13 protein-coding genes are annotated in these 13,113 nt (G+C 69.0%); 9 read left to right on the top strand and 4 right to left on the bottom strand.

The genetic code is table 11. The features are described 5' to 3' along the window. Positions 1-100: 100 nt before the first annotated feature. Positions 101-907: a S1 family peptidase gene (locus ACZ6YV_RS18630; RefSeq protein WP_378236650.1), complete on the bottom strand. Its 807-nt coding sequence runs from the start codon at positions 905-907 to the stop codon at positions 101-103. Between the two features lie 124 nt (positions 908-1,031). Further along, the gene (locus ACZ6YV_RS18625; protein WP_465510777.1) at positions 1,032-2,285 is read right to left on the bottom strand and encodes an APC family permease; all 1,254 of its coding nucleotides are present in this window, start codon (positions 2,283-2,285) and stop codon (positions 1,032-1,034) included. 72 nt (positions 2,286-2,357) lie between these two features. On the opposite strand from ACZ6YV_RS18625, the gene ACZ6YV_RS18620 reads away from it, so the two are divergent. The 9 genes from ACZ6YV_RS18620 to ACZ6YV_RS18580 all read left to right on the top strand — a co-directional run bounded on the left by ACZ6YV_RS18620 (position 2,358) and on the right by ACZ6YV_RS18580 (position 9,911). Then, the gene (locus ACZ6YV_RS18620; RefSeq protein WP_378236648.1) at positions 2,358-3,134 is read left to right on the top strand and encodes a GntR family transcriptional regulator; all 777 of its coding nucleotides are present in this window, start codon (positions 2,358-2,360) and stop codon (positions 3,132-3,134) included. Positions 3,135-3,317: 183 nt separating this feature from the next. After that, entirely contained in the window at positions 3,318-4,430 is a 1,113-nt protein-coding gene (locus ACZ6YV_RS18615) for a TIGR03364 family FAD-dependent oxidoreductase (protein WP_465510776.1), read from the top strand. Then, positions 4,424-5,098: a phosphonatase-like hydrolase gene (locus ACZ6YV_RS18610; RefSeq protein WP_465510775.1), complete on the top strand. Its 675-nt coding sequence runs from the start codon at positions 4,424-4,426 to the stop codon at positions 5,096-5,098. Before ACZ6YV_RS18615 ends, ACZ6YV_RS18610 begins: the two co-directional genes overlap by 7 nt. Positions 5,099-5,114: 16 nt before the next feature. Then, on the top strand, positions 5,115-6,134 hold the full coding sequence (locus tag ACZ6YV_RS18605) for a 2-aminoethylphosphonate ABC transporter substrate-binding protein (protein WP_465510774.1): 1,020 nt from the start codon (positions 5,115-5,117) through the stop codon (positions 6,132-6,134). Then, positions 6,131-7,192, top strand: a complete 1,062-nt coding sequence (locus ACZ6YV_RS18600) for an ABC transporter ATP-binding protein (RefSeq protein ID WP_465510773.1) — start codon at positions 6,131-6,133, stop codon at positions 7,190-7,192. The genes ACZ6YV_RS18605 and ACZ6YV_RS18600 overlap by 4 nt, the downstream gene beginning before the upstream one ends. Then, positions 7,189-8,043, top strand: a complete 855-nt coding sequence (locus ACZ6YV_RS18595) for a 2-aminoethylphosphonate ABC transporter permease subunit (protein ID WP_465510772.1) — start codon at positions 7,189-7,191, stop codon at positions 8,041-8,043. The genes ACZ6YV_RS18600 and ACZ6YV_RS18595 overlap by 4 nt, the downstream gene beginning before the upstream one ends. After that, positions 8,021-8,818, top strand: coding sequence for an ABC transporter permease (locus ACZ6YV_RS18590; protein WP_465510771.1), 798 nt, complete (start codon positions 8,021-8,023; stop codon positions 8,816-8,818). Before ACZ6YV_RS18595 ends, ACZ6YV_RS18590 begins: the two co-directional genes overlap by 23 nt. 51 nt (positions 8,819-8,869) lie before the next feature. Further along, positions 8,870-9,346, top strand: a complete 477-nt coding sequence (locus ACZ6YV_RS18585) for a hypothetical protein (protein WP_465510770.1) — start codon at positions 8,870-8,872, stop codon at positions 9,344-9,346. A gap of 163 nt (positions 9,347-9,509) precedes the next feature. Next, positions 9,510-9,911: a hypothetical protein gene (locus ACZ6YV_RS18580; RefSeq protein ID WP_465510769.1), complete on the top strand. Its 402-nt coding sequence runs from the start codon at positions 9,510-9,512 to the stop codon at positions 9,909-9,911. Positions 9,912-9,973: 62 nt separating this feature from the next. Here the strand turns inward: ACZ6YV_RS18580 and ACZ6YV_RS18575 are convergent, their stop codons facing one another. Then, positions 9,974-11,632 (bottom strand): fumarate hydratase, encoded by a 1,659-nt coding sequence (locus ACZ6YV_RS18575; RefSeq protein WP_465510768.1) that lies wholly within the window; start codon positions 11,630-11,632, stop codon positions 9,974-9,976. Positions 11,633-12,027: 395 nt separating this feature from the next. Further along, positions 12,028-13,059 (bottom strand): sigma-70 family RNA polymerase sigma factor, encoded by a 1,032-nt coding sequence (locus tag ACZ6YV_RS18570; RefSeq protein WP_378236639.1) that lies wholly within the window; start codon positions 13,057-13,059, stop codon positions 12,028-12,030. Positions 13,060-13,113 lie beyond the last annotated feature (54 nt).

Raw genomic sequence — 13,113 nt, 5'->3', positions numbered from 1 at the left:
CCGTCCTGACACTGTGCCGTTCGCGGACCGAAAGAAGAAAGCCCCCTCCACCACGCCGTTGTGGTGAAGGGGACTTTCAGCGCATGCCGTGCGACGAAAACTACAACCCGGCGGCCGCGTTCTTGATCGCGGTCGCGAAGGTGCTCACCTCGGCGTAGACGCCGGGAGCGCGCGGCCGCGCGCAGCCTTCGCCCCAGCTGACGATGCCGACCTGGATCCAGGCGTTGGCGCTGTCGCGACGGAACATCGGGCCGCCCGAGTCACCCTGGCAGGTGTCGACGCCACCGGAGCTGACGTTGCCCGCGCAGATCTCGGCGTTGTCGATCAGGTCGGCGTAGCTGCCGCCCTGCGCCTTGCAGGTCGCGTCGGAGACGAACGGGACGTTGGCCTTGAGCAGGTAGCGCTGCTGTGCCCCGCCCTCGGACGCGGCACCCCAGCCGGCGACGGTGAACGTGCCGCTGTTGTTCGCCGTCGTGGTCGCGATCGGCAGCGTCGCGATGCCGGTGACCGGGCTCGCGAGCTTGATCAGGGCCCAGTCACCACCGGTGGCGGTGGGGTAGGTCGGTGACCGGTGCACGTAGGTCGACTTGACCTTCTTGGCCGAGCCGCTCTGCAGGTCCACGACGCCGAGCGTGGCGGTGATGCTCGTGTTGGCCCCGGTGCGCGACACACAGTGCGCGGCCGTCAGCACGATCTGCGAGGTGTAGAGCGCACCACCGCAGCCCATGGAAAGCCTGACCATCCAAGGGAATTCGCCCTGAGCGGCCCGGGTTCCGCCGACCACGTCGGTGGACGGCGGCTGTGCGGCCGCGGCTTGCGGAGCCGTGGCGAGGCCCGCCAGGGTTCCGGCCGCCGCGACGGCGATCAGGGTCTTTTTGAGCAGGCTGAACCGACGCTTGATGTCCAAGGGTTCATTCCTTCCGGCTGTCCACAGTGGAGGCAGGGGGACTGACTGCGGCCATCTGACTACAGCAGGTGGGCATATGCCGGGACAACCGACTTTCTTCGGATCTTTCGGCCGATGGTGGTGATTAACGGACGTTCGATGCGAATTGCCGACGAAGGACGTAGCCCAGAGCGCCTAACGCCAGTACTCCGGAACCGGCGAGCGCCGAAACCGCCGGAAGGCTGAACGCGAGCACCGCGCAACCGAGCAGGCCGAGAGCGGGGATCACCGGACGTTTGGGTCGCAGGGTCAGCGCGCTGGCATTTGCCACGGCGTAGTAGGCGAGTACGGCGAAGGACGAAAAGCCGATCGCGCCGCGGAGGTCGAGGGTGCTCGCGAGCAGGGCGACGACGACACCGACGGTCACCTCGGCCCGGTGCGGGACGCCGAAGCGGGGGTGCACGGCGGTCAGATAGCGGGGGAGGTGACCGTCGCGCGCCATGGCCAGCGTGGTGCGTGAGACGCCCAGCACGAGCGCGAGCAGGGAGCCCAGCGCGGCGAGCACGGCGCCCACCCGCACCGCCGGGGTGAGCCAGGACCAAGACGACCTCTCGACACCCTCCGCGATCGGGTCCGGGCTTTGGCCCAGCAGCTCCGGCCCGAGGTGACGCAGCAGGACGAAAGCGAGAACCGCGTAGACGACGAGCGCCAGCCCGAGCGCGATCGGCACGGCGCGGGGGATGGTGCGCGCCGGATCGCGGACCTCCTCGCCCAGCGTCGCGATCCGCGCGTACCCGGCGAAGGCGAAGAACAGCAGGCCGGCGGCCTCGAGCACACCGCCGAGGCCGGGTGCGGCGGAGAGGCCCGGCGACCCGGCTCGCGGCGTGCCGCCGAAGAGCATCGCCACGACGGCCAGCGCCAGGATCGTCAGCGTGACGGACACGATCAGCCTGGTCGCGAAAGCCGAGCGCTGGACGCCGCGATAGTTCAATCCGGTCAGCGCGGCCACGACGGCCACCGCGAACACGCTCCGCCACGGTTGGCCGAGCCCGGGTGCGGCGTAGGTGACCACGGTCAGGGTCATCGCCGCGCAGCTGGCCGTCTTGCCGACCACGAAACCCCAGCCGGCCAGATAGCCCCAGAACTCGCCCAGCCGTTCGCGTCCGTAGACGTAGGTCCCGCCGGAAACCGGGTACAGCGCGGCCAGCCGGGCCGACGACGTCGCGTTGCAATAGGCGACTACGGCGGCGATGGCGAGCCCGGCGGGGAGCCACGCTCCCGCGGCGCGGGCGGCCGGGGCGAACGCGACGAAGACCCCCGCCCCGATCATCGAACCGAGTCCGATGAAGACCGCGTCGCGCGTACCGATCCGCCGAATGAGTGTGCCCTTTTCGTCCACGAGTGTGAGCGTGGCATGAACACTTCGTTCGGGTCAGTACAGGCATGGGGGAACCGGCCTAAGATCTGGATCGTGAAAGCGCGTTCGCCCAGAGTTCATCCGCCCGCAGACGGCCCGGTTCGGGACGGAATTCCCGAGCACGGCCGCATTCCCCGCTATTACGCGGTCAAAGTCGATCTGCTCGACGTGATCTCCGAATTAGGTCAAGGATCGGTACTTCCCACGGAGAGGGAACTGTCGGAGCGATTCGAGGTTTCCCGCGCGACGGTCCGCCAGGCCGTCGGCGAACTCGTGCTCGAAGGCCGTCTCAGCAGGCGGCAGGGGAGTGGCACGTACGTCGCGGGGCCCAAGCTCGTTCAGCCACTCGCCTTGGTGAGTTACACCGAAGGGCTCAGGAGGCAAGGCATTCGGCCGGGCCGGAATCTGATCTCTTTGGAACGCCGTGACGCTGGTCCGTCGCTGGCTTCGGAACTGGAAATCGATCCCGACGACGACGTCATCCACATCGAGCGGGTGCTGCTCGCCGACGACGAGCGGGTCGGGCTGGAATCGACCTATCTCACCGCCGCGCGATTCCCGACGCTCATGGATGTGTTCGATCCCACACAGTCGCTGTACGCCTGTTTGCGGGAAAGGCTCGGCGTGGTCTTCGACGGCGCGGAGGAGCGGGTCGAGACCGTGCTCGCCACCCCTCGGGAGGCTCTGCTGATCGGGACGAACCCGGCCCTGCCGATGCTGCTGATGCACCGGACCTCCTGGGGGACCGACGGCGTCCCGTTCGAACGCGTCCGGTCACTGTTCCGGGGCGACAGGCTTTCCTTCGAGACCCGCCTGGGCCGCGTGGAGTGATCCCTTCCCGCATTTAAGTCCTCTGGATGCGGTACTTGCGTTTTCAACGATCGCAGGCAGAGGGCGAAACGGGGCGTAATGTAACGCGAAGGTAACAGGTCTGGTCCACATTTCGGAGGGCCTTCACCTGGAGTTAGGACGACGGTCACGGAGCGTTGGCGCTGGCAAGCGAGCGTCTGCGGTGTGCGAATCCTCATCATCGGCGGCGGAGTGCTCGGCACCCAGCACGCCTGGCAGGCCGTCGAACGCGGCCACGACGTCGTCCAGATCGAACGCGAACCCGAGGCCCGTGGCGCGTCCGTGCGCAACTTCGGGCTGGTCTGGGTCGGCGGCCGCGCCAGTGGCCACGAACTGGAGACGGCCGCGCGGGCGCGGGTGCTGTGGGAGCGCATCGGGGAGCGCGTCGCAGGGATCGGCTTCCGGCCGAACGGCTCCCTCACCGTCGTCCGCACGGAGGCCGAACTCGCCGTCGCCGAGGCCGCGGCCGCGAGCACGGAGGACCGCGGTTTCAAGCTGCTCGACGCCGCCGGGACCCGAGAGCTGAACCCGGCCCTGCGCGGCGACTTCCTCGGCGCGCTCTGGTGCGCTCGCGACGCCGCCGTCGAACCGCGCGTCGCCCAGCCCGCCCTGCGCGCCGAACTGGCGAAATCCGGCCGCTACACCTGGGTGCCCGGCCGCGAGATCCGCGACCTGATCGATCGTGGCGTCGTCGACGACACGGGCGAGACCCACGAAGGCGACGTCGTCGTGCTGTGCACCGGCGCCTGGACCGGTGGCCTCGTCAAGGAACTCGCCGGGCCGGCCCCGGTCCGCCGGGTGCGGCTGCAGATGGCCCAGACCGAGCCGCTCGGGGAAACCCTCACCACCACGGTCGCCGACGCGGACAGCTTCCGCTACTACCCGGCGTACCGCGGCGAGGCGCTCGACAGGCTCGACGCGGGCCAGCCGCAGGGCGAGATCGCCAAGGCCAACGCCATGCAGTTGCTCATGGTCCAGCGCCTCGACGGCTCGCTGACCATCGGCGACACCCACGAGTACGACGAGCCGTTCTCCTTCGACACCACCGAAGACCCGTACGACCACCTGGCGGAGGTCGCCGGGGCGCTGCTCGGGCGGCCGCTCCCGCGCATCGCCCGCCGCTGGGCCGGGGTCTACGCCCAGACCACCGACACCTCCCGGATCGTCCACCGCGCCCGCGTCGCGGACAACGCCTGGCTCGTCACCGGGCCGGGCGGCCGCGGCATGACCTGTTCCCCCGCCATCGCCGAAGACACCGCCGAGGAGCTGTCATGGTGAACACCGAACTCGTCGTCCTGGACATGGCCGGGACCACCGTCGCCGACGACGGCCTGGTGATCCGCGCCTTCACCGCCGCGATCGCCGCCGCCGGAGTGTCCGAAGAGGACAGCCGGTACCCCGGAATGCTCGACTACGTCGTCGAAACCATGGGGCAGTCCAAGATCGTCGTCTTCCGCGCCCTGCTGGACGGCGACGAAAGGCTGGCCCAGCACGCGAACACCGCCTTCCAGGACGCCTACGGCAAGCTCGTCGCCGACGGCCACTGCGAGCCGATCCCCGGCGCCGAAGAAACGATCCAGGAGCTGCGCGCCCAAGGCGTGAAGGTCGCGCTCACCACCGGTTTCGCCGCGAGTACCCAGAACGCCATCCTGGACGCGCTGGGCTGGCACGGCCTCGCCGACGCCGTACTGGCACCGGGCGAGGGCGTTCGCGGCCGCCCGTTCCCCGACCTCGTCCTCGCCGCCGCGCTGCGGCTCGAAATCACCGACGTCCGCCGGATCGCCGTCGCCGGTGACACCCCTTCGGACGTCCAGACCGGGCTCTCCGCCGGTGCGTCGATCGTCGCCGGAGTGCTCACCGGATCGGCGAAGAAACCGGAACTCGACGCCGCCGGCGCCACCCACGTCCTCGAATCCGTCCGCGACCTCCCCGCCCTGCTGTCCTAAAAGGAGCTTTGACGACATGAAGAAACTCGCGGCCGCAGCCCTCGCCGGGCTGCTCACGATCACCCTGGCCGCCTGTGGCGGAACCGCCGGCGGCGCGTCCGGCGACCAGACCGTCACGATGTACACAGTGGACGGTCTTGAGGACTGGTACGCCCAGCGCGTCGAGGAGTTCAAGGCCAAGACCGGCATCACCGTCCAGGCGGTCACCGCCGGATCCGGCGAGGTCGCCTCGCGGGTGGAGAAGGAGAAGGCCAACACCCAGGCCGACATCCTGGTCACGCTCCCGCCGTTCATCCAGCGGGCCGCGTCGCAGGGCCTGCTCGCCGCCACGACGCCGTCCGGGATCGACCAGGTCCCCGCCGGGCAGAAGGACGGCCAGGGCCGCTACTTCGCCGTCATGAACAACTACCTCAGCTTCATCCGCAACCCGCAGGCCTCGCCCAAGACCTGGGACGACCTGCTCGCACCCGCGCTCAAGGGCAAGCTCCAGTACTCCACCCCCGGCGAGGCGGGCGACGGCACCGCTGTCCTCCTGCAGCTCCAGCACGTCCTCGGCGAACAGGGCGCGCTCGACTACCTCGCGAGGCTCGAAGCCAACAACGTCGGCCCGTCGTCCTCCACCGGCAAGCTGCAGCCGAAGGTGGCCAAGTCCGAGATCCTGGTGGCCAACGGCGACGTCCAGATGAACCTCGCCTCGATCGAGAAGAGCGGCGGCTTCGAGATCTTCTTCCCCGCCGACGCGCAGGGCAAGCGGTCCACGTTCGCGCTCCCGTACTACGCCGGTCTCGTGAACAACGCGCCGCACGCCGAGAACGCCAAGAAGTTCCTGGACTTCCTGCTCTCGCCCGAGGTGCAGGGCAAGGCCGTCGACGCCTTCGGTGCCCCGTCGCGGACCGACGTCACGCCGTCCGGACCGAAGGCGGACAAGGTGAAGGCCGCCCTCGACGGCGTCGAGATCTGGCAGCCGGATTGGGACGCCGTCCTCGCGAAGCTCGACGCCGACCTCGCCGCGTACAAGAAAGCCGTGGGCCGATGACCCCGGCGGTCGAGTTCCGCGGGGTGTCCGTCCGGTTCGGACAGACGACCGCCCTCTCGCCACTGGACCTCACCGTGGCGAGAGGGGAGACGCTGGCGATGCTCGGCCCGTCCGGCTCCGGCAAGTCGACGGCCCTGAAAGCCCTCGCGGGTTTCGTCGTGCCGAGCACCGGCCGGGTCCTGCTCGACGGCGAGGACGTCACCGGCCTGCCCCCGCACCGGCGCGGCCTCGGCGTGGTCGTCCAGAGCTACGCGCTGTTCCCGCACATGCGGGTCGAGGCCAACGTCGCTTTCGGCCTCAAGGCAAGGAAAACGTCTCGTGCGGAGACCGCGAGCCGGGTCGCCGAGGCGCTGGAGCTGGTCGGGATGGGCAAGTACGCCCGGCGCTACCCGCGTGAGCTTTCGGGCGGACAGCAGCAGCGCGTCGCGCTCGCACGGGCCCTGGCGATCCGGCCGCGGGTGCTGCTGCTGGACGAACCACTGTCCGCTTTGGACGCCGCCCTGCGCGAGGACATGGTCGCGGAACTGCTGCGGCTGCGGGCGGAACTGCCCGACACCACGCTGATCTACGTCACCCACGATCAGGGCGAGGCGCTGGCGCTGGCCGATCGGATCGCCGTCATGCGCGACTCGAAGCTGGTCGAACTCGGGCCGAGCCGCGAGCTTTACCAGCGTCCCTCGACGGAGTTCACCGCGAGCTTCCTCGGCGCGTCCAACCTCATCCCGGTCGAGCTGATCCAGGCCGACGGCACCCGGGTCCGGCTCGGTGATCGCGAACTGGCGGCCGATCCGTCCGGGACGTTCCGGGCCGGGCAGCCCGTCGCGCTCGGCGTGCGGCCGCACCGGGTCGGGATCACCGCCGTGGACGCCCCCGGCGCGCTGCCCGCGGTCCTGCGCGGTGTCCAGTGGCGCGGCACGGGCTTCCGGCTCGACCTCGAACTCGCGCACAACGGGGACGAGGTCCGGGCCGAGGTGCCGGACGTCGAGGGGCTGCCCGGCGTGGGGGAGAAGGTCGGAGTGTCCATTCCGGACGGTTGCCCGCTGGTGGGCATCGGATGACCGGCCTCGCACTGGCCGCCACGGCGGCACCGGCGCGGCGGCGGGAGAAACAGCCTGGCAGTGGCTGGCTCCTCCTGCCGCCGGTGCTCGTCCTGCTCGGCTTCTTCGGCTACCCGCTGGTGCTGGTCGTCCTCCAGTCCCTGGAATCGAAAACCGGCGAATTCGGGCTTTCGGTGTGGCTCGATGTCCTGGGCTCGGCGGAATTCCGGGACGCCGCCTGGAAGACCGTCGCGCTCGCGCTCGGCGCCACCGCGGGCTGCGTGGTGCTCGGGACGTTTCTCGCGCTGGTGATCGCTTTCGTGCCGTTCCCCGGCGCGAGGACGCTTTCGCGGCTGGTGGACACCGTGCTCGCGTTCCCGTCGTTCCTCATCGCGCTCGCGTTCACCTTCATCTACGGCAGCGCGGGCATCCTGGGCGCGGGCGGATTCCTGTACTCGCCGTTCGGGATCCTGCTGGCGGAGATCACCTTCTACACGCCGTTCGTGATGCGGCCGGCGCTCGCCGCGTTCGGCCAGGTCTCGGCGGCGCAGATGGAGGTCGCGGCCAGCCTCGGCGCGAAACCCGGCCGGGTGCTGCGCCAGGTGATCCTGCCGGAGGCCTTGCCGTCACTGGCTTCCGGCGCCTGCCTGACCATGCTGCTGGCGATGAACGAGTTCGGCATCGTGCTGTTCCTCGGCGCCAAGGACGTCACGACGCTGCCGATGTTGGTCTACGGCAAGGGAATCGTCACCTTCGACTTCCCGCAGGCGTGTGTCATCGCGGTGGTCAACGTCGTGTTCTCCCTCGCCCTGTACGGAACCTACCGGGGACTGACGAAGGGAGACCGTCGTGCTGCTGTGGACCAGGCGTAGCCGTTTCCTGCTGTGGGCGGTGTTCGCGGTGCTGTTCACCGCGATCGTGCTGGCGCCGCTGCTGATGATCGTGCTGGCGTCGGTCGCCGGGAACTGGACGGGGCTGCTGCCGGGCGCGCTCACCGGCTCGCATTTCGCGCAGGCGTTCTCCGGTGAGACGTTCGCGAGCCTTTCGGTGAGCATCCAGACCGGCATCATCGCGTCGGTGGTCTCGGTGCTGCTGGGGACGTGGGCCGCGCTCGCGTCGCAGTCCGCGCCGTCCAGGCTGAGGAAGGCCGTCGACACCCTGTTCCACCTGCCGATCGCGGTGCCGTCGGTGGTGCTGGGACTGGCGCTGCTGGTCGCGTTCAGCCGTCCGCCGCTGGCCTTCAACGGCACGCGCTGGATCGTGCTGCTGGGACACGTGATGATCCTGCTGCCGTTCTCCTACAGCACCGTTTCCGCCGCGATCGCGCGGATGGACCCGCTGCTGGCGCAGGCGGCGGCGAGTCTCGGCGCCGGGCCGGTCCGGGTGCTGTTCCGGGTCCGGCTGCCGGTCTTGCTGCCGTCGATCTCGGCGTCGGCGAGTCTCGCGCTGGCGATGTCGATGGGCGAATTGGGCGCGACGATGATGCTGTACCCGCCGGACTGGCGGACGCTGCCCGCGAGCATCTTCGCGCTCACGGACCGGGGGCAGGTGTTCCTGGCGTCGGCGAGCACGGTGCTGTTGCTGGCTGTCACGCTCGCTGGGGTGGTGATCCTCGGACTGGCCCGCGGGCGAGCCGTCCAGCGTTGAATGACAGAGCGCTGATGCAACCTTTCCCGGTCATGGCTCCGTCTTCGGGCCATGAAGAACGCAGCGAAGACGCTGGGCGTGGGGCTCGTGCTCGCCGCGACGGCCGCCTGTGGCGCGGGCGGCCCGGGAGCACCGGCGGACACGAGCGCCCCTCCGGTCGTCATCACCCCCTCGGATCTGCCCACCTCGCTCCCGGCGAGCCCGCCGGTCGCGAAACCACCGATGTCCCGGCCGACCGTCGGCCCGCCGCCCATGGACAAGATGCTGCTGCCGGGCCAGGTCGACGCCAAAGTGCCCGCGCAGGTCAGCGCGGAGAACGGCGGCCTGAACGTCCACATCGAGCTGAGCGGTTGCGACGAGGCGACGGCGAACCTCGCCGACCAGAACGCGCAGCGAGTCGTGGTCAAGGTGAAGATCGACCACGGCAAGCCGGGCCAGATGTGCCCGCAGGTCATCCGCTACGCCGTCCTGCCGGTGAAACTCGCCGAGCCGGTCGGGACGCGGACCGTCGTCCTGGAAGCGGGTTGAGATCATGTGCAACCCCACGACGGCCTCGTTCCGTCCTAGCCGCATGAGGTACTTAACGAATGTCATCGGCCTTGGCCTGATCGTCGTTGCGGTATCCGCTTGCGGGGCACAGAACCAGGCAGCGGAACCCGCGGCCGGACCCGGGAGCGGCACCCTGAGTACCGTGCCGCCGCCGTCGCCGACCGTGCCGCCGTCTTCGTCGGCGCCGTCCGTGCCGGGCAGCCTGCCCGGGCAGCCGGGCGCGCCGCGGCAGGAAGTTCCCGAAGGCAGCACGAAGGTGCCGGAGAAGCAGCTCGACGCGGCCGCGCTGCCCGCGGACTATCCGCGCGAGGTGTACACCAGCAACGGCGGGACGATCCTGAACATCCGCGGCCAGGAAGGCGGCTGCGGGCACGCGACGGCGGAGGCCGCGCAGCAGGACGGGAACCGCGTCACCATCAACCTGACCGAGCTGAAGGGCCAGACCGGCCAGATGTGCACCATGGACATCCGGCATCCGGTGATCTCGGTGGCGCTTTCGGCGCCGCTGGGGGAGCGGACCATCGTGCTGAAGCAGATGCGGTAACGGCAGAGGTACAGGAAGGCCCCCTTCCTTGCGCTAGACGCAAGGAAGGGGGCCTTCCTGTACTAGCGGAAGCTGATCTGCAGCACCGGTTCCGAAGTGGCCTCGAAGAAGTCGTTGCCCTTGTCGTCGATGACGATGAACGCGGGGAAGTCCTCGACCTCGATCTTCCAGACCGCTTCCATCCCCAGCTCGGCGTACTCGAGGACGTCGACCTTCTTGATGCAGTCCTGCGCGAGCCGCGCGGCCGGGCCGCCGATCGAGCCGAGGTAGAACCCGCCGTGCTCGTCGCACGCGGCGGTCACCTTCTTGGACCGGTTTCCCTTCGCCAGCATCACCAGCGAGCCGCCCGCCGCCTGGAACTGCTCGACGTAGGAGTCCATGCGGCCCGCGGTGGTCGGCCCGAAGGAACCCGACGCGTAGCCCTCGGGCGTCTTCGCCGGGCCCGCGTAGTACACGGGGTGGTCGCGAAGATACTGAGGCATCTCTTCACCGGCGTCGAGCCGCTCGGCGATCTTCGCGTGCGCGATGTCGCGGGCGACGACGAGCGGGCCGGTCAGCGACAGGTGCGTCTTCACCGGCAGCTGCGAGAGCTGGGCGCGGATCTCGGCCATGGGGCGGTTGAGGTCGACGGTCACCACCTCGTCGGACAGGTCGTCCTCGGTGACGTCCGGCAGGAACCGCGCCGGGTCGCGCTCCAGCTGCTCCAGGAACACGCCGTCGGCGGTGATCTTCGCCTTCGCCTGGCGGTCGGCCGAGCACGAGACGGCGACGCCGACCGGGCAGGACGCGCCGTGGCGAGGCAGACGGATCACCCGGACGTCGTGGCAGAAGTACTTGCCGCCGAACTGCGCGCCGATACCGAACTGGCGCGTCATCTCCAGCACCTGCTGTTCGAGGTCGACGTCACGGAAACCGTGGCCCAGCTCGGAACCCTCGGTGGGCAGGTCGTCGAGATAGCGGGCCGAAGCCAGCTTCGCGACCTTCAGGTTGAACTCCGCCGACGTGCCGCCGACGACGATCGCGAGGTGGTACGGCGGGCAGGCCGCGGTGCCGAGGCTGCGCAGTTTCTCGTCGAGGAACTTCGCGAGCCGCTTCGGGTTCAGGACCGCTTTCGTTTCCTGATAGAGGAACGTCTTGTTCGCGCTGCCGCCACCCTTGGCCATGAACAGGAATTCATAGCTCGGGTCGCCTTGCCCGTCTTTGTGATAAAGCTCGATCTGCGCGGGCAGGTTGGTGCCGGTATTGCGCTCATCCCAGAAATTCACCGGCGCCATCTGCGAATAGCGCAGATTCAGCTCCTGATAGGCGTCGAAAATGCCCCGCGACAGCGCGCGTTCGTCTTCGGCGCCGGTGAGCACGCCTTCGCCGCGTTTGCCGATCACGATCGCGGTGCCGGTGTCCTGACACATCGGGAGGACGCCGCCGGCGGAGATCGCCGCGTTGCGCAGCAGGTCCATCGCGACGAACCGGTCGTTGCCGCTCGCCTCGGGGTCGTCGACGATCGCGCGCAGCTGAGCCAGGTGTGACGAGCGCAACAGGTGCTGGATGTCGGTGATCGCCGTCTTGGCGAGTTTGGTCAGCGCCTCGGGCTCGACCTTGAGGAACTTGCGCCCCGCGGCTTCGACGACCTCGACACCATCGGTGCCGAGAAGCCGGTATTCGGTGCGGGTGTCCTTGGCGAGCGGAAGGACTTCGGTGTGCTGGAACGTGGTGGGCGCCACTGAGCGGGCTCCTTTGCCGGCATCGGGAACCCGCTCACGGTACCCAAGCCCGGGCGTCGTGGCGGAGAGGCCACGGCTGAAGTAACCGGGACCACTGCCGGAGGGCGCCGACGCGAGTGGGTCGTGAGTGGTAAGTGCCGTTAGAACGGCACTTACCACTCACGACCAACGGGACCGCCTGCAATTCCCGGGCTGCAATTTGTCGCTGCTCTCCACAAATTAGTTCGGGAGGCCGGGCCCACCCCGACGGACCCGACCTCCCGGGGAAAGCGATCCGGGCGCGAACACCCGACCGCGAAGACTTATTTACCTGCTCGACGGTCTCGTGACGCAGGTCATAAGTCAACGCTGCCGAACGGGTGTTGCTTTTTCCGCGCCGAAAGGCTCAGTGGGGACTACGAAGCGTAGGCGCGCAAGCGGTCTGCCCGCTCACCCTGACGAAGCTTCGACATGACCTCTCGCTCGATCTGCCGAACGCGCTCACGGGAGAGCCCGAAGAACTTGCCGATCTGGTCAAGCGTGCGCGGCTGGCCGTCGTCGAGGCCGTAGCGCAGGCGGATCACCTGGGACTCCCGGTCGTCCAGTGTCGCGAGCACGCGGCGCAGGTCGTCCTGGAGCAGACCGGAGATCACGGCGCTCTCGGCGTCGGTCGCCTCGGAGTCCTCGATGAAGTCACCGAGCGGGGCGTCCTCCTCGGTGCCAACCGGCATGTCGAGGCTCACCGGGTCCCGCGAGTGGTCGAGCAGATCGGAGATCTTGTGCGCCGGAATGCCCGATTCGGCCGAAAGTTCCTCGTGGGTCGCGTCACGGCCGAGCTGCTGGTGCAGGTCGCGCTTGATGCGGGCCAGCTTGTTCACCTGTTCCACCAGGTGGACCGGCAGCCGGATGGTGCGTCCCTGGTCGGCCATCCCCCTGGTGATGGCCTGGCGGATCCACCAGGTGGCGTAGGTCGAGAACTTGAACCCCTTGGAGTAGTCGAACTTCTCCACCGCGCGGATCAGACCCAGGTTCCCCTCCTGGATCAGGTCGAGCAGCGGCATCCCCCGGCCGGTGTAGCGCTTCGCGAGCGAGACCACGAGGCGGAGGTTGGCCTCCAGCAGGTGGTTCTTCGCGACGTGGCCGTCACGCACGAGAGCGGACATCTCCGAACGCCGCTTCGGCGTGAGGCTTTCGGCCGTGTCCAGCATGTGCTGGGCGAAAACCCCGGCTTCGATGCGCTTGGCCAGCTCGACCTCGTCGGCGGCGGACAGCAGTGCCGTCTTGCCGATTCCGTTGAGGTACACGCGAACGAGGTCCGCGGCAGGGCTCTGGGCGTCGAGATCGGCGTCGGTGAACACCCCCGTGCTCACCGGCTCCTGGGTGGATTGCGCCGGGATACGGCGCTCGCGAATCCCGCGCGCTTCGCGTTCGAGAGTCTGGACTGACATTCTGCCTCCCCGGTCACGGGCTGAACGTGCTGCGATGTGTCCGCCGGATCCGCC

It is taken from the genome of Amycolatopsis sp. NPDC102522 (genome assembly GCF_055584485.1).
This window is presented reverse-complemented; position numbering and strand designations above follow the sequence as displayed.

Coding starts and splice junctions, on each gene's coding strand:
- ACZ6YV_RS18570 (WP_378236639.1), bottom strand. CDS start 13,059: ATGTCAGTCCAGACTCTCGAACGCGAAGCGCGCGGGATTCGCGAGCGC.
- ACZ6YV_RS18600 (WP_465510773.1), top strand. CDS start 6,131: ATGACCCCGGCGGTCGAGTTCCGCGGGGTGTCCGTCCGGTTCGGACAG.
- ACZ6YV_RS18585 (WP_465510770.1), top strand. CDS start 8,870: ATGAAGAACGCAGCGAAGACGCTGGGCGTGGGGCTCGTGCTCGCCGCG.
- ACZ6YV_RS18605 (WP_465510774.1), top strand. CDS start 5,115: ATGAAGAAACTCGCGGCCGCAGCCCTCGCCGGGCTGCTCACGATCACC.
- ACZ6YV_RS18610 (WP_465510775.1), top strand. CDS start 4,424: ATGGTGAACACCGAACTCGTCGTCCTGGACATGGCCGGGACCACCGTC.
- ACZ6YV_RS18595 (WP_465510772.1), top strand. CDS start 7,189: ATGACCGGCCTCGCACTGGCCGCCACGGCGGCACCGGCGCGGCGGCGG.